The sequence below is a fragment of the Streptomyces sp. NPDC014676 genome (assembly GCF_043084105.1).
Classification (GTDB): Bacteria; Actinomycetota; Actinomycetes; order Streptomycetales; family Streptomycetaceae; genus Streptomyces.
Genome location: NZ_JBIBZI010000018.1, coordinates 50,743 through 66,464 on the forward strand (window position 1 = coordinate 50,743; position 15,722 = coordinate 66,464).

The 15,722-nt window shown below is 70.2% G+C and carries 16 protein-coding genes; 7 read left to right on the forward strand and 9 right to left on the reverse strand.

The window, feature by feature from the left end:
• Positions 1-4: 4 nt before the first annotated feature.
• The 5 genes from ACF1DX_RS34235 to hemL all read right to left on the reverse strand — a co-directional run bounded on the left by ACF1DX_RS34235 (position 5) and on the right by hemL (position 5,139).
• Positions 5-817 (reverse strand): cytochrome c biogenesis CcdA family protein, encoded by an 813-nt coding sequence (locus ACF1DX_RS34235; RefSeq protein ID WP_391795062.1) that lies wholly within the window; start codon positions 815-817, stop codon positions 5-7.
• A gap of 1 nt (position 818) precedes the next feature.
• The gene (locus ACF1DX_RS34240; protein WP_391795064.1) at positions 819-1,478 is read right to left on the reverse strand and encodes a TlpA family protein disulfide reductase; all 660 of its coding nucleotides are present in this window, start codon (positions 1,476-1,478) and stop codon (positions 819-821) included.
• 66 nt (positions 1,479-1,544) lie between these two features.
• Positions 1,545-2,822, reverse strand: a complete 1,278-nt coding sequence (locus ACF1DX_RS34245) for a hypothetical protein (RefSeq protein ID WP_391795150.1) — start codon at positions 2,820-2,822, stop codon at positions 1,545-1,547.
• Positions 2,823-3,133: 311 nt separating this feature from the next.
• The gene (locus tag ACF1DX_RS34250) at positions 3,134-3,781 is read right to left on the reverse strand and encodes a histidine phosphatase family protein (RefSeq protein WP_179166985.1); all 648 of its coding nucleotides are present in this window, start codon (positions 3,779-3,781) and stop codon (positions 3,134-3,136) included.
• 41 nt (positions 3,782-3,822) lie between these two features.
• On the reverse strand, positions 3,823-5,139 hold the full coding sequence (hemL, locus tag ACF1DX_RS34255; protein WP_391795065.1) for a glutamate-1-semialdehyde 2,1-aminomutase: 1,317 nt from the start codon (positions 5,137-5,139) through the stop codon (positions 3,823-3,825).
• 302 nt (positions 5,140-5,441) lie between these two features.
• On the opposite strand from hemL, the gene ACF1DX_RS34260 reads away from it, so the two are divergent.
• Positions 5,442-6,053 carry a hypothetical protein gene (locus ACF1DX_RS34260; protein ID WP_391795066.1) on the forward strand — a complete coding sequence of 204 codons (612 nt, stop codon included), beginning with the start codon at positions 5,442-5,444 and terminating at the stop codon, positions 6,051-6,053.
• Positions 6,054-6,120: 67 nt separating this feature from the next.
• Here the strand turns inward: ACF1DX_RS34260 and ACF1DX_RS34265 are convergent, their stop codons facing one another.
• On the reverse strand, positions 6,121-7,434 hold the full coding sequence (locus ACF1DX_RS34265) for a tyrosine-type recombinase/integrase (protein WP_391795151.1): 1,314 nt from the start codon (positions 7,432-7,434) through the stop codon (positions 6,121-6,123).
• Position 7,435: 1 nt separating this feature from the next.
• Positions 7,436-7,732, reverse strand: coding sequence for a helix-turn-helix domain-containing protein (locus tag ACF1DX_RS34270; protein WP_391795067.1), 297 nt, complete (start codon positions 7,730-7,732; stop codon positions 7,436-7,438).
• Positions 7,733-8,211: 479 nt separating this feature from the next.
• On the opposite strand from ACF1DX_RS34270, the gene ACF1DX_RS34275 reads away from it, so the two are divergent.
• The 5 genes from ACF1DX_RS34275 to ACF1DX_RS34295 all read left to right on the forward strand — a co-directional run bounded on the left by ACF1DX_RS34275 (position 8,212) and on the right by ACF1DX_RS34295 (position 13,211).
• Entirely contained in the window at positions 8,212-8,454 is a 243-nt protein-coding gene (locus tag ACF1DX_RS34275) for a helix-turn-helix transcriptional regulator (protein WP_391795068.1), read from the forward strand.
• Positions 8,455-8,540: 86 nt separating this feature from the next.
• Positions 8,541-9,746, forward strand: a complete 1,206-nt coding sequence (locus tag ACF1DX_RS34280; RefSeq protein ID WP_391795069.1) for a DUF3631 domain-containing protein — start codon at positions 8,541-8,543, stop codon at positions 9,744-9,746.
• Positions 9,747-9,959: 213 nt separating this feature from the next.
• The gene (locus ACF1DX_RS34285) at positions 9,960-10,796 is read left to right on the forward strand and encodes a DUF2637 domain-containing protein (RefSeq protein WP_391795070.1); all 837 of its coding nucleotides are present in this window, start codon (positions 9,960-9,962) and stop codon (positions 10,794-10,796) included.
• Positions 10,797-10,854: 58 nt separating this feature from the next.
• Complete coding sequence (locus ACF1DX_RS34290; RefSeq protein ID WP_391795071.1) at positions 10,855-11,502, forward strand: MobC family plasmid mobilization relaxosome protein; 648 nt, start codon at positions 10,855-10,857, stop codon at positions 11,500-11,502.
• The gene (locus ACF1DX_RS34295) at positions 11,499-13,211 is read left to right on the forward strand and encodes a relaxase/mobilization nuclease domain-containing protein (RefSeq protein WP_391795072.1); all 1,713 of its coding nucleotides are present in this window, start codon (positions 11,499-11,501) and stop codon (positions 13,209-13,211) included. The genes ACF1DX_RS34290 and ACF1DX_RS34295 overlap by 4 nt, the downstream gene beginning before the upstream one ends.
• A gap of 75 nt (positions 13,212-13,286) precedes the next feature.
• Here the strand turns inward: ACF1DX_RS34295 and ACF1DX_RS34300 are convergent, their stop codons facing one another.
• Both ACF1DX_RS34300 and ACF1DX_RS34305 read right to left on the reverse strand, forming a co-directional pair.
• Positions 13,287-13,841 (reverse strand): flavoprotein, encoded by a 555-nt coding sequence (locus ACF1DX_RS34300; RefSeq protein ID WP_391795073.1) that lies wholly within the window; start codon positions 13,839-13,841, stop codon positions 13,287-13,289.
• Positions 13,838-15,109, reverse strand: a complete 1,272-nt coding sequence (locus ACF1DX_RS34305; RefSeq protein ID WP_391795074.1) for a helix-turn-helix domain-containing protein — start codon at positions 15,107-15,109, stop codon at positions 13,838-13,840. The genes ACF1DX_RS34300 and ACF1DX_RS34305 overlap by 4 nt, the downstream gene beginning before the upstream one ends.
• Positions 15,110-15,284: 175 nt before the next feature.
• Between ACF1DX_RS34305 and ACF1DX_RS34310 the strand changes: the two genes are divergently transcribed.
• The gene (locus ACF1DX_RS34310; RefSeq protein ID WP_391795075.1) at positions 15,285-15,722 is read left to right on the forward strand and encodes an ATP-binding protein; all 438 of its coding nucleotides are present in this window, start codon (positions 15,285-15,287) and stop codon (positions 15,720-15,722) included.

The window sequence follows — 15,722 nt, forward strand, 5'->3', positions numbered from 1 at the left end:
CGGGTCAGATCCCCACAGTGAAGCCGTTGGACCAGGTCTGCATCTCCGCCACGAGACTGTCCCACGCGCCGGTCAGCAGCAGCACACCGGTCGCGATCATCATCGTGCCGCCGACGCGCAGGACCCAGACGTAGTGCCGCTTGACCCAGCCGAAGGCTCCGAGCGCCTTGCGGAAGGCCACGGCGGCGAGCACGAAGGGCACGCCCAGTCCCAGACAGTACGCGACGGTCAGTATGGCTCCGCGTCCGGCGCTCTCCTGCTGTGCGGAGAGGGTGAGGACGGAGGCGAGGGTGGGGCCGATGCAGGGGGTCCAGCCGATGCCGAAGAGGGCGCCGAGGACGGGGGCGCCGACCAGTCCGGCGGCCGGCCGCTTGTGGAAGCGGAACTCGCGCTGGGTGAGCCAGGGCATCAGGCCCATGAAGAAGACGCCCATGAGGATCATGAGGACGCCGAGCACCTTGGACAGGACGTCCGACTGCTCCTGGAGGGTCTGTCCGAAGTAGCCGAAGAAGGCGCCGCCGGAGACGAACACGGCGGTGAAGCCGAGCACGAAGAGGGAGGCGCCGATGACCATGCGGCCGCGCCGGGCCTCGGCGAGGTCGGTGCCGGAGACGCCGGTGACGTAGGAGAGGTAGCCGGGGACCAGCGGCAGGACGCAGGGCGAGAAGAAGGAGACGAGCCCGCCGAGCAGCGCGATGGGCAGGGAGACCAGCAGGGCGCCGTTGAGCACCGTGCCGTTGTAGCCCGCGTCGGCGGCCAGGGTGAGCACCGTGCCGTTGTGGCCGGCTTCGGCGGCCAGCGTGTGCAGAGCCGTCACGTCACTTCTCCGCGACGACCGGCTTGAGCATCTTCAGCAGCCGCTCGTCGTCGAGCTGGGCCAGCGCGCGGGCCGCGATCTTCCCGTCCCGGTCCAGGACCAGGGTGGAGGGAACGGCCTGCGGGTTGAGGGTGCCCTTCTCGAAGCGGAGCATCAGCTTGCCCGTGGGGTCGTACAGGCTCGGGTAGGGGATGCCGAAGTCCTCCTCGAAGGCGAGGGCGGCCGTGGTGCTGCCGTCGCGGGTGTTGATGCCGACGAACTGCACGCCCTGGTCGGCGTACTCCTCGGCCACCTTGGCGAAGTACTTGGCCTCCGCGCGGCAGGGGTTGCACCAGGAGCCCCAGACGTTGAGGACGACGACCTTGCCCTTGTAGTCGGCGACGTCGAGCTGCTTGCCCTCGAGGGTCTTCCCGGACAGGTCGGGCGCGGCGGCCCGCTTGCCCTGGGGGACGGTGGAGATGCCGTCGCCGCCGGTGACGAAGTTGGTGTTGCCGCCCCCGCCGGACGTTCCGCCGGAGCCGCAGGCGGAGACGAGCAGCGCGGCCGCGGCGGCGCCGGCGGCCAGGGTGGCGCGGCGGCGGGCGCGCGGGGCGCGGAGGGCGCGGTCCGGGCTGTGAACGGCTCGGTTCGAGCGCTGGGGGGCGCGGCTGGCGGCACTCATGTGAAAAGTTTCGCATGCCCGTTCTGGGGATCTTGCGCACCCCCCGTGCGGGCGGAAACCCGCATTTCAGGCGCCGTTGCCGGGGCCCGTTCCGGTCGCCCCGCCGGTGTCCTTCGCGAACGCCTTCCAGCCACCGGCCGGTTCCTGGCCGACGTCCAGGGTGCGGAACCGCTCCAGGACCTCGGGCTTCTGCGCGTCCAGCCAGTCGGTGAACTGCCGGAAGGAGACGAGCCTCACGTCGCCGCCCTTCTCCTTCTCGCGCGCGATGTGCTTGAGGGCCTCCTCCACGGCGTCCATGTAGATGCCGCCGTTCCACTGCTCGAAGTGGTTGCCGACGAAGAACGGCGCGCGGTTCGTCTCGTAGGCCCGCTTGAAGCCGGATATGTACGCCTGGGCCGCCTGCCGGCGCCAGCCGGGGTGGTTGTGGGCGGGCGCGTTGGTCGAGTTGACCGACTGGTTGGCGAGGATGTTGTAGTCCATCGACAGGACCTCGAAGGAGTGGCCGGGGAACGGTATCTGCTGCAGGGGGAGGTCCCATATGCCCTGCTTCTTCGACGGCCAGACCTGGCGGCCGCCGGGCGAGGAGGAGTCGTAGCGCCAGCCGAGCTCGCGGGCGGTGGGCAGCAGCTTGTCCTGGCCGAGCAGGCAGGGCGTACGGGCGCCGACGAGCTCCTTGTCGTAGTCGAAGGGGAGCGGCTCCAGGTCGGTCCAGCCGGAGTTGGTCCGCCACTCCTTGACGAAGGACTTGGCCTGCTCGATCTCGCTGCGCCACTGCTGCGGGGTCCAGTTGCCGACGCTGCCGGAGCCGCCGCAGAAGTGGCCGTTGAAGTGGGTGCCGATCTCGTGCCCTTCGAGCCAGGCACGGCGGACGTTCTTCAGCGTGTCCTTGATGTGACCGTCGGTGAGGTAGCCGATGTCGGAGGCGCCGCGCGGGTTGTTCGGGGGGTCGTAGAGGCGCTTCTTCGACTCGGGGAGCAGGTAGAGGCCCGAGAGGAAGAAGGTCATGGACGCGCCGTGCTCCTTGGCGAGGTCCAGGAAGCGCGGGAAGAGGCCGTTGCCGACCTCGCCGGCCCCGTCCCAGGAGAAGACGACGAACTGCGGCGGGGTCTGGCCCGGCTCCAGCGGCACCGGCGCCTCGGGCTGGTGGGGCTGCTTGCCGGTGAAGGAGGTCGAGCCGTCGCCGATCGGGCGGGCCGTCTTCGTCGGCTTCGGGTCCGGTTTCGGCTCCTGCGCGCCGGGCCGGTCGCCGGCGGGACGGGACCCGCCGGGGCCGTCCGCGTCCTTGTGGCCGCCGCACCCGGCCAGCGAGGCGGCGGCAGCGGCCCCCGCCCCGAGCCCGAGCATTCCCCTACGGGTGAGACTGCGCATGGCAACCCCGTTCGTCACGTCCTCTGGTGGTCACTCACTCAGAGGACGCGACGGAGGCGGGGGTTCCCGGACGGATGCGAGGGTTTCGCAACGATTTTCGAAAGCGTGGTTCCCGCCGGGCACCGCGTCACGGTGCCGGACGGGCGTGCCCCCGGTCCCGCACGGCAGGTGTCGCGCCGGCCCCGGGCGGGCGTGCCCCCGGTCCCGGACGGGCGCAGCGCCGGTCCCGAGCGGCGGGTGCCGCGCCGGGCCCGGACGGGCGCAACCCCGGCCCCGGACGGCGGGCGTTACGCCCCGAAGGCCTTGCTCTTCCCCTTCACCGGCTTGGCGCCCGCGAGCAGATGCGCGGGGACGAGATCGCGGGCCGGCTCGCTGTAGCCGACGGAGACGATCCTGTCGCCCTGGTAGGTGAAGGTGGTCAGCGAGGCGAGCGTGCACTGCCGCTTGCGCGGGTCGTGCCACAGCCGCCGCTTCTCCACGTACGACCGCACGATCCAGATCGGCAGCTGGTGGCTGACCAGCACCGCCTCGTGTCCGCGCGCCGCGTCCTTGGCCGCGTTCAGCGCGCCCATCATGCGGATGACCTGGTCGACGTACGGCTCGCCCCAGGACGGCTTGAACGGGTTGACGACGTGCTTCCAGTTCGCCGGGCGGCGCAGCGCGCCGTCGCCGATGCCGAAGGTCTTGCCCTGGAAGACGTTCTCCGCCTCGATCAGCCGCTCGTCGGAGGCGATGTCCAGGCCGTGCGCCTTGGCGATGGGCTCGGCCGTCTCCTGCGCCCGCTCCAGCGGGGAGGCGACGACATACGTGATGTCGCGGGAGGCGAGGTGCTCGCCGACCCGGTCGGCCATGCGCCGGCCCAGCTCGGAGAGGTGGTAGCCGGCGAGACGGCCGTAGAGGACCCCGTCCGGGTTCTCGACCTCGCCGTGCCGCATGAGGTGGACGACGGTGACGTCGTCGTTCTTCTTCACGGTGCTCACGCGGTCGCCTCCGCTGCCGCTCGGGCCGCCGCCGGAAGGGCGTCGGCGATCCGCTGGACGGCCCGCTCGTCGTGCGCGGTGGACACGAACCAGGACTCGAAGGACGACGGCGGGAGGTAGACGCCGTTCGCGAGGAGGGAGTGGAAGAACGCGGTGAAGCGGAACGACTCCTGCGTCTTCGCCTCCTCGTAATCGCGCACCGGGCGGTCGGTGAAGAACACGGAGAACATGTTGGAGGCGTTCTGCAGCGTGTGCGCGACACCCTCCTTGGCCAGCGCCTCGGTGACGAGGGACTGGATCTGCCCGGAGACGGCGTTCACCTTCTCGTACGCGGCGTCGTCGAGCAGCCGCAGCTGGGCGAGCCCGGCGGCGGTGGCGACGGGGTTGCCGGAGAGGGTGCCGGCCTGGTAGACGGGCCCGGCCGGGGCGAGGTGGGCCATCACGTCGGCGCGCCCGCCGAAGGCCGCGGCCGGGAAGCCGCCGCCCATCACCTTGCCGAAGGTCATCAGGTCGGGGCGGACGCCGTCGACGCCGTACCACCCGGCCCGGCTGGTCCGGAACCCCGTCATGACCTCGTCGGAGATGTACAGCGCGCCGTTCGCGGCGCACGCGTCCTTCAGCCCCTGGTTGAACCCGGGCAGCGGCGGTACGACGCCCATGTTGCCCGGCGACGCCTCGGTAATCACGCAGGCGATCTCACCGGGGTGCGCGGCGAACGCGGCGTGCACGGCGTCGAGGTCGTTGTACGGCAGCACGATGGTGTCGCCGGCCTGGGCGCCGGTCACACCGGGCGTGTCGGGCAGCGCGAACGTGGCCACCCCGGAGCCGGCGGAGGCGAGCAGCGAGTCGACGTGCCCGTGGTAGCAGCCGGCGAACTTGACCACCTTGGTGCGCTGCGTGAAGCCGCGGGCGAGCCGGATCGCCGACATGGTGGCCTCGGTGCCGCTGGAGACGAGCCGCACCTGCTCCAGCGGCTCGATCCGGGCGGTCATCTCCTCGGCGAGCGCGACCTCGCCCTCACCGGGCGTGCCGAAGGACGTACCGCGCGCGACGGCCTCCTGTACGGCGGCGATCACCTCGGGGTGCGCGTGCCCGAGGATCATCGGCCCCCAGGAGCAGACCAGGTCGACGTACTCGCGTCCGTCGGCGTCGGTCAGGTACGGGCCGGTGCCTGACACCATGAACCGGGGCGTGCCGCCGACGGCGCGGAAGGCGCGCACCGGCGAGTTCACGCCGCCGGGCGTGACGGCCGCGGCACGGTCGAACAGCGCCTGCGAGGCTCGGGCTTCGTATGAATATGGCAGTTCGCTCATGACCTGCGACTTCTCCGACCTTCTCCGACATTCCGGGGGCTTCCCGGCTCCGGGTGCGTATGACGTGTCCAGGGTAGGCCAGGGGCGGCCTGCGGCATCCGGCCCCCGTTCGGCCATGATCTGCGAAACTGACGTCTGATACACACAGCTCACACGGCCGGAGCCGGCCGGAGGCTGCGGACACCCCGCGGGCAGATGCTTCACCGCACGTTTCGGCGGGCGGCCGTGGGGGAGGTCACTGACACGATGATCGGGTTGCGCGGCGGGGGCCACGCGTCCTAGAAAAGCAGTCGGGTGGAGATATGCATCGCGGTGGCGGACTGGGCGAGGGGACTGATGACCTGGGTCCTCGGCGCGCCCGGCGGGGAAGGCACCGGCGGCGCGAGGCGGAGGACACGGACGAGACGCGCCGCGCGCGCGGCGAGCCGGAGCGGATCGACCCCCTGAGGGGGGCGGGGAGCGGGAATGGTGGTCGGGTGGGGGTGACGTACAAGTACTTCGGCGCGCCGGACGGCGCCACCGCGGCCCGCGTCCCGATATCGATGCGCCCCGAGGAGCTCGGCGGCGACGAGCTCGGCATGGGCGGCATGTTCACCAAGATCAAGCCGGAGACCATGGCCGCGATGGTCCTCACGGGCATCGAGGGCGTCCCCCTGCACAAGGTCCCGCCCCTGGAACTGGTCGTCCTGCACCCCGACTACGCGGTCGTGAAACTCCCCATGACGGTCGTCGACCCCCTGCGCGGCATAGGCGAGGAGGCGGTCGGCGCGGCGGCCTTCATCTGGTCGACGGTCCCGGACCGCGGCGGCCCGCGGGACGCGTTCAACGTGTACCAACTGCTGCACGAGTGGCAGGACTTCAGCCATCGGCTGCATGAGGCGGGGCATCAGCCTTATTGCCTGGTGTGGCCCTGAGCTGGGGTTTCTCGTGTAGCGGGCGGGGTTCTCGGACCCCGCCCTCGTCATGTGCCGGAAGGGGCCTTCAGGCGGCCAGGGCACATTGAGGGCACATTGGTTTTGCCGGGGGCACTGATGTGCCCTGGGCTTCTCGTGCCGGCTGCTCCGTGAAGGCGTCGTCGATGGCCTTGCGGGTCCGCGTCTCGCTGGACGGCAGCAGGTGCGTGTACGTCCGGAGCGTGAAGCCTGGGTCCGAGTGGCCGAGGTACTCGGAGAGCGCCTTGATGCTCTCCCCCGCATCCAGGAGCACGGAGGCGTAGGCGTGCCGGAGGGCATGCATCCCGTCCTCCCGGGCCGCCTGGAGGTACCTCGCACCGCGCTCGCGGGGAGGGATCACGCCGGCGGCGGCCAGGGCGCGCTTCCAGTCGCCCATGTTGAAGACGCTGCGGTTGTACGCCCGCCCCTTCTGGTCGACGAAGAGAAGGCGGAAGGTCTTCGGCTCGCCGTCCGGCTTGGCCCAGGGCAGGGTGACCTCGACCGGCGGGAACTCCTTCATGTGCGCCTTGAGGGCAGCGGCAAGCTGGGCCGGTAGAGGCACGGACCGGATCTTGTTCCCCTTGGGCAGCGCGAAGACGGGCTTCGTGCCGACGAGCCGCACCTGGCGGTTCACGTGGATCCAGCCGCCCTTGAAGTCGATGTCCTCGACGGCGAAGCCGAAGACCTCGCCCTGGCGCAGGCCGCAGCCGAAAGCCAGCTTGCCGCCGGCATGAAAGCGCTTGGGCAGGCCGGCGATGACTGCGCGAACGCGCTCCAGCGGCCAAGGGATGATCTTCTTCTTGGTCGCGGTCGGCAGCTTGACCGACTTCGCCTTGCAGGGGTTCTTCGGCAGCAGCCCGTCCTCCACGGCCGCGCCGAGGATGCTGGAGAGGATGTCGAAGATGCCCTCGATCGTCGACACCTCCAGGCCGGCGTCCTGAAGAGTGCGGATCCAGCCCTGGATGACCGAGGGCTGGTTGAGGGAACGCAGCTCGCGTCGCCCGAGGTGCTCGACGATGTGGTTGCGGACCGTCGCCTCATAGCGGAGGGCTGTCGTCGGACCGACGGAGTTCGCGTCCAGCCACTTCTGCGCGTAGACGCCGAGCGTCTGCTTCGTCTCGGCTGGCACGACGTAGGAGCCGCGCCGGATTTCGACGTCGACCTCAGCGGCCCGGTTGTCCGCCTCGGCCTTGGTGTCGAAGTTCTCCTTGCGCTGGCGGCCGTCCAGATCGCGGTAGCGGACCTGCCAACGCTTGCCGACGTCGTGATCAGCGGTGGGGACCATCTGCCGCGTACGGCTCTTGTGTTCACCGCACTCGGCCTCGGTGGGCTTGGGGTGGGACTTGTGCCAGCGGTCGTACACGTCAGCCAAGAAGAACCCCCTGGATGCACTCCCAGATCTGGATTGGAGAGGTCTCCAAAGGCAGCAGGACTGCGGGCGAGACGCCGAGGGCGGCGGAGATCGCGACGAGGTCGTCGACGTCGCAGCGGCGGTGGGCACGCTCGGTGCGGCTGAGGGCGGTGTTGGAGATCGGACGGCCCAGCGCGGTACATCGCGCAGCCAGCTGGTACTGGGTCAGGCCGCGCGCGATACGTATTCGCTCTATGGCGCGGGCGGTGTGGAGGCCGGCGGGGCCTATTTCGACGGGTCGTGTTGCCATGACAGGTAGCTGTAACTTGCAGCTGGCCTTTATGGCAAGAGTTGGCTCTAAAACTCTACAGAACTCGCCGCCAGGTGACCGTGGGCGGCGTGGCGTTTATCTCTCCTATTCACGAGGCGCGGACGGGCAATTCCCGCCGGTCGCTGTGCTAACTTGCCGTCGCGCGGAAAATTTGGGTGTTTTGAGCAGGTATCTACCGATGTGCTCACCGCCCGCTCCAGCTCATTTGCGCACCTACCTAGTCACCCTTTGGCCTGCGACAACGGCGGGCACCGACCCTGAGGGGACCTCTCGTGGGCTCAAGGACGAGGACGTAGCCGCCGACTTTTTGGTCAACGGCCGATCCGCCTCTACGGTTATTCCCCCTCCCAGCCACGCCGAGGGAATTAGTGGAGAGTTTTAGAACCAACGCTGGACTTCTTCGCTCGCGGTGTGGCTGTGTTGTCCAGGCACGCTGTCCATGACCGAAAAGGAGCCGTATGCCGAATCCCGCTGCCCGCAACGCCAACGCCTCTTCCACCGCCGACGCTGCCAGGCGTGGTCCGCTGGCCACCCCGGCGGAAGTCGCCGCCTACCTCGGCGTGCCGGTGAAGACCCTCTACCAGTGGAAGTACCGGGCCATCGGCCCCAACGTGCACAAGGTCGGCCGCCACCTGCGCTACCGCTGGCACGAGGTGGACGCCTGGGTGACCAGCCAGTCCGCGTACGACCTCGCGTCCTGAAGCCGCCGGTCAAAGCCCCTGCTCCGTCGCCCTTGAACGATCGAACCGGTGGGCCGGGCCTTGCCCGTCCGGCCCACCAGGGAGGAATGCCTGTGGACGAACCTACGTCTTCCGCCGCCGCCCCCGCTCCCCCGACCTCAGCCACCGACGAGGAGCCGACGCGACCCGATGAAGGGGCCCTGCTACTGGACGAGTTGCGGGCAGCCATCGCGCGGTACGTGATCCTGCCGAGCGGCGAGGCGCTGACCGCTGTGACGCTGTGGGTGGCCGCCACCCACATCCAGCCCGCGCTCCAGCACGCGCCCCGTCTCGCGGTGGTCGGGCCGGCGAAGCGGTGCGGCAAGTCCCGCCTGCTGGACGTGATCACCGAGACGGTGCGCGAACCGCTGATCACGGTCAACACCAGCCCAGCGGTGGTCTTCCGCGCCATCGGCGACGACCCACCCACCCTGCTGGTGGACGAGGCCGACACCATCTTCGGCAGCATCAAGGCCGCCGAGAAGAACGAGGAGCTGCGCGGCCTGCTCAACGCCGGCCACCAGCGCAACCGGCCCGCCCTGCGCATCTCCGGCCCGGAGCACAAGCCGCAGGCGTTCCCCACCTTCGCGATGGCCGCACTCGCCGGCATCGGGGACCTGCCGGACACGGTCATGGACCGGGCGGTGGTGATCCGCATGCAGCGCCGCAAGGACGGTGAGCGGGTGGATCAGTTCCGCTCCCGCCGTGACATCCCTGCCCTCCACGGTCTGCGCGACCGGCTGACCGCCTGGCTCCGGCCCCTGATGGACACCGCAGCGGATCTGGTACCGCCGATGCCGGTGCAGGACCGTGCGGCGGACACCTGGGAGCCACTGGTGATCGTCGCCGAACTCGCCGGCGGCACCTGGCCCGAGCAGGCCCGTACCGCGTGTGAGGCCATGTGCGCGGCCGAGGCGGGCAAAGACGACGAGTCCAACCTGAAGACGCGCCTGCTGCAGGACATCCGCCGTGCCTTCGCGCGCTGCGGAGATCCCGACATCATGCGCACCCGTGACCTCCTGGACGAACTCCTCAAGGATCAGGAGGCGCCTTGGGCTGAGTACGGCACCGCCGGCCTGAGCCCGCGCCACCTGGGGATCCTCCTGAAGGACTTCGACATCAAGGCCGCCACCCACCGCTTCGAAGGCGGACGGCAGGCCAAGGGCTTCGCCCGCCTCCGCTTCATCGACGCGTGGGCCCGCTACTGCCCCGAAGAGCCGACGGCCGACAGCGGCGACGAGAACGACGCCCACGTCCCGAGCCCGCACCCGTAAAGACTCGTCGCACTCGTCGCATCGCAGGTCAGCCCCGCGACGGGTGTCGTCGCTGTGACGAGTCCACCCGTACCACGGCGGCCATCCGTACCTGCCTGACCAGGCATGCGACGGGTGCGACGAGTCACTGCCCTTCCCGCCGGCCCCTTGTGCCCATGGCACCCGCCACCGCCTGGAGTACGCCGCTTGCCTTCACGCACCACCACGTCCCCCGTGCCGGTCTTGACCGCCGCGATCCGCCTCGGGGTCGCCCTGGTCGGAACGATCGGCTTCGCCCTCTCCTACGACGCCCTGCGGCAGATGGCCGTCGCCATCCACATCCGCGGAGTGCTCACCTACGCCTTCCCGCTCGTGATCGACGGGTTCATCGCCATCGGCGTCGCCGCCCTGCTCATCCTTCGTGCCGCACCATGGCGTTCTCGTCTGTACGTCTGGGCACTCGTCGGCCTCGCGACCGTCACCAGCATCTGGGCGAACGCCCTCCACGCCGTCCGTCTCAACCAGCAGGCACACACCGCCGGACTCCACCTCGACAACGTCACCGTCGGCGCCCTGTCCGCCATCGCCCCACTCGCGCTCGCCGGCGCTGTCCACCTCGACCTTGTGATCCGCCGCCACCCCGCACCCCAGGCCGACGAAGCGGCCGCCACAAAGAGCCACAACGTCCCCGACCCCGGCCACAACACCATCGAACCGCTCGCCCCTGCGGAGGACGACGCCGGTCTGCCGGCGCAGGCCGAAGGCTTGCCCGATGTGGCCGAACCCCCGAACACGGCAGAGGAAGCGGTCGATGTGCCGCAGAAGGCACACGCCAACACGGATGCCCACGAGCACGACGCAACCTTTGAAGAACTGCTCGTCGTCGCTCGCACCGCACCGTTGGGACGCGGAGGACGCGCCTCACGCCGCAACATCGAGACGGCCATTCGAGCCGCCGGGTACCGCATCGGCAAGGACCGTCTGACGCAGATCAAGGACCGGGTGCAGGCCCAACTCGACGAGTCAGCCCGTCATGCCGAGCCCGGCAAGAAACCCGCCGGTGTCCTCTGACGGCCACAGACACTTCCGTCCGCACAACACCCGCAACGGTGCTTGGAGAAACCGCCCGATGCATGACGACCACGAACTCCCGGCTCGGCAGCCCGAGATGGCCACCAGCGCCAACCAGCCAGCAAGGTATGCCGTTGGACCGTCCAAGGGCCGGTCCAACGCGGACACCTCCGCCCCGGGGGTGGCGGAGGACCTCGGGCACCGGGGGGTGCCCGAGGAGGAAACGCCCACCGGCGCGGCCGAGCAGTCCCCCGCCGCGCTCGCCGACGAAGTCACCCTGCGTCGTATCGCTCGCCGGCGTACCCGCGAGAGCGTCCAGCGCAAAGAGCGTGTCGACGTCCGCTACAGCGCCGACGAGAAGTTCCGGATCCTCGCCCGTGCCCGCAAGATGGGCATCGCCGGCGCCCACCTCGTCGGCGCCGTCATCATGGCCTATCTCGACGGCGACCTCTCCGTGGGCCTGTCTGGGCAGCGCACCCAGCTCGACGACTGCCTCGACAAGCTCGACGCCCTGCGGGCCCAGGTCGCCCGCGTCGGCAACAACGTCAACCAGATCGCCCACCGCCTCAACGCCGGAGGCGATCCGCACCCTGTGGACACCGCTGTCCTCGCCCAGACCGAGCGCACCCTGGACGCCGTCCGCGCCGCCATCGGCGACATCGCGCAGACCATGAACCACGCCGTCTCCGCGAGGGCGGCCCGGTGATCGCCAAGATCGGCAGCGGCAAGAGCACCGCCGGCCTGATCCGGTATCTGTTCGACACGAAGAAGGCCAAGGACCACACCGACCCGCACCTGGTCGCCTCCTGGGACGGCTTCGCTCCCGATCCCGGCCGCGCCGACGACTTCGACGCCACAAAGCTGCGGCTCGTGGCCGACCTCGACCTGCGGGTCAAGCAAGCCCGCCGACTGGGCCGGGCGCCCGAGCGGCACGTGTGGCACTGCTCGGTACGTGCCGCCCCCGGCGACCGGCACCTCACCGACGCCGAGTGGGCCGACATCGCCCACCGGATTGTGGCGGCCACCGGCATCGCGCCACAAGGCGATCCCGACGGGTGCCGGTGGGTCGCCGTACGCCACGCGGACGACCACATCCACATCGCCGCCACCAAGGTCCGAGGCGACCTGCGCACCGCCCGCCACTGGAACGACTACCTCACGGCGGACAAGGAACTCGCGGCCATCGAGAAGGAATACGGCCTGAAGCGGGTGGTGCGCGGCGACCGCACCGCCGCCCAGCGCCCCACCCGCGCCGAGACGGAGAAGGCCCGCCGCGCCGGCAAGACCAAGACCTCCCGCGAACACCTGCGCACCACCGTCCGCCAGCTGGTGTCCATCGCCACCAGCCCGGAGGAGTTCCTCCACCTGCTCGACGGGGTCGAGGGCATCCGCGTCGACGTCCAGCGCTTCCCCTCCGGCGACGTGCGCGGGTACAAGGTCGCCGTGGAAGGCGACACCAACGCCGCCGGTGAACCGGTCTGGTTCTCCGGCGCCAAACTCGCCCCCGACCTGTCTTACCCCAAGATCCGCGAACGCCTCACCGGCGTCGAAGCTACGCCCGTCACCGAGCCGGGCAGCCGACGCGGACCCAGCCCCTGGCACCAGGCCACCGCTGCGGCCGAGCGCATCATCCTCCACCACCTCGACCACGGCGACGAGGCAGCCGCCCAGGCCCACATCGCGGCCTTCGGCGAAGCCATCGATGTCCTGCCGCTGCTCGCCCCCGGCCACCTGCGGCGACAGCTCCAACAGGCCGCCACAGCGTTCGAACGCGCCACCCGCTCCCGCATCCGCGCCCAGCAGGACCAGGCCCACGCCCTCCGGGGCGCCGTCCGCGCCCTGCGCACCGCCCCGGTCACCGGCGACGGCTCCGGGCTGGCCATGTTCCTCGACCTCGCCGTCCTCGTCGTCATCGCCACGGCCCGCTGGCACCAGGCCCGCCGGCACGACCAGCAGGTCGCCGCCGCCCACCAGGCCCTTGTCCATCTGCAGGCCGCCTACCAACAGGCTGCTGCCGAGCCGCTGGCCGCCCTGGTCCAGCGTCGACCACCGGCCCGCACCGTGGAAAGGCACGCCCAGCGGATCCTCATGATCGTGCCCGAACACGCTCAGCAGGTCCTCGACGACCCCGCCTGGCCGGCTCTGGCCGCCGCCCTGACCGAAGCCGAGACCGCCGGCCACGACCCCGAGCTGCTCCTCCAGCATGCCGCCCGCCAGCGCACCCTGGACGACGCCCACTCCCCCGCCAGGACCCTCACCTGGCGTGTCCAACGCCTCGCCGCCCGGCAATCCCCCAGCGATCGAGCACGAGCCGCCCAAGCCCGTACGTGGGTGACACCACGACCGGCACACTCCGGCCAGAGACGACCGAGCCCGTCACAGCCTGGGCCTGCGGACCCCACGCGACACCGGTAATTCCGGCACTGACGGCCTCGTGTCTCGAGGCCGTCAGCCATGGGGATACACCTTCTTACCAAGTGACGGACACAGTCACCGCGCCGTGCTGACCATAGGCTCCAGCAAGCCCAGTGCTTCCTCCCAGCGGAAGCGCTCCGCCGCGCCGCCGGCCCTCGGCCGGTGCGGTTCGCAGGAACCGGTCAGGACACCCATCCCCCGCAGCCGGTCCAGGCTCTGCTGGTATGCGGGGTGGGCAGCCTGGGCGGAGTTCAGGTAGGGCAAAGCCACGGTCGGGATGCCCATGCCGTACGCCTCGCACAGGATCCCCAGGGCGAGGGTGTCGGAGATCCCGGCGGCCCACTTGTTGATCGTGTTGAAGGTGGCGGGAGCCACGGCGATCGCGTCCGCCGGGGGCAGGGGGCGCGGGTCCCCCGGTGAACGCCAGGCGGAGCGGATCGGGTAGCCGGTCTGTGCCTCGATCGCCTTGGTATCGATGAAGCCGAGCCCCTGTGGTGTGGCGATGACGCCGACGTCCCAGTTCGACTCCTGGGCAGCCGTGATGAGCTTGCCGACGTCGCGGGCAACACCTGCAGCGCACACTACGACGTACAGGAAGGGCTTCTTGTCCGGAGCGGTCGACTCGGTCACGCGGGGACTCCCAGTTGACGACTGAAGTGGTGCAGTTCCGGCAGAGTACGTCGGCGGTCGCGGGCTGCCATATCCGCGACCAGGTGGCGGACGTCGGGGCGGCGGATGTCCTGGGCGGCGCAGGTCTCGGCGATGCGCAGGGCTTGGTAGCCGTCGGCCAGGCGGCCCTGTTGGCTGTAGGCGCGGGCCGCTTCGACCCATAGTGCGGCCCGGCGTTCGGGCACCGGGATGTGCCGGCGCATGAGGGGCCGGGCCGCCTGAAGGGCGAGGCCGGCGTCGCCGAAGGCCACCAGAGCGCTCAGCTCGTGCAGAGCGACGTTGGTCGGGCTGAAGGTGGCCCAGGCGTCGGGCCGGTCCAGGGTCACATACCGGGAGACTTCCTTGGCCTCGGTGAGGAATTCCTTCGTGGCCGCGCGATCACCGCGGCTGCTGGCCGCGGTTACACCGCGCAGGAGCAGCAGTCCGACGGCGGCGAGGTACTTCGGTGAACGCCGGTCGTAGGAGCCGGTGAGCTGGTCCGCGGTGTGCCGTACCAGGGTGACGGCCTCTGTGGCGTGCTTCTCGCGGACCAGGACGTGGGCCTGGACGCGGACGCTGGAGGCGAGAACGACCGGGTCGCCCGAGTGTTCGGCTTCTGCCATCGCCCGGCCGACGGCGAGCCATGCGTTGCCCTGGTCGTGCTGCTTGAGCAGCAGGCTCGTCGCCGTCTGGTACGCCGTGGCCAGGAGGCGGGACACGGTGTCCCTGTCCGTCGCATCACCGGCCGCCAGTCGCAGGTCGGCGATCAGGCTCGGGAGGGTGCGCTCCAGCTCTGTGTAGTGGCAGGTGTGGAAAAGCTTGAGTGCTGATCCGACGCGCTCGTACAGGACGGCCGTGTCCTGGGGGCCATCGGTGCCCGCAGGGCCGGGACCGGGCAGGAGGGCCTGGACGAGGGCGGTGTGCGAGGCCGAAGAGCCGGCCGGGGCCGCGAGCGCTGCGATGCTCGCGGCGAGGAAGGTGCGGCGGTGCATGTCGTCAGCTTCTTGATCGGCGGCGGGGGCGTCCTGAGCTTGGGCAAGGCCCAACTCATGAGGCGGGATGTTCAGTTCCTGCGCGATGGCGCGTAGTACGCGGATGTCCTCCGTGCCGCGACCGCTCTCCAGACGGCTCACCTTGGACTGGTGATACCCGAGCGCTGCGGCAACGTCGTGCTGTGAACGCCGCTGTAACACCCGTGCTCGACGGATCCGTTCTGCGATCCGTCTCGCTTCCCCATATGCATCGGCCATCTGCCACGGCTCCCTCCGCCGTCGCTGATCCTGCCTGCTCAACCGAGCATAGGTCAGCCGTAGTTCGCGGTGATGCAGCTCCTGCATAAGTCATGCAGCGCCCGCGTCAGGGCTCACCACTCACGGCGACGGGCTGGTTGCTTGGTGTGGCCGCACCTACACCGGGAGGCCGCTCATGGCAGCGCACCAGCTCGCTCTCTCCCTGCCCGCGACGCCCGCCGCAGCAAGCGAGGCCCGGCGCCAGGTCGTGGACGCGATAGCGGCCTGGGACTCGGGACTGGGCGCCGAGGTGGTGGAGACAGCCGAACTGCTGGTCAGCGAGCTCATCACCAACGCGGTCCAGTACGCCGGCGCCGGATCCGTCTCGCTCGCGGTCTGTCTCGACGCGGCCGTCCTGCGGATCGAGGTCTGCAACACGAGTCCGGTACTGCCCCAGCCAGCTCTGCCCAACGTGGACAGCGAAGGCGGCCGGGGCCTGTTCCTCGTCGCCGCTCTCGCCGACCGGTACCACGCCGAGCCTACGGAGACCGGCAAGCGGTGCTGGGCCGAGATCGGCCTGACCAGCAAGCCCATCCAGGAAGTCGCCTGTTTCCTTCCTCTCCAGAGGAGTTGA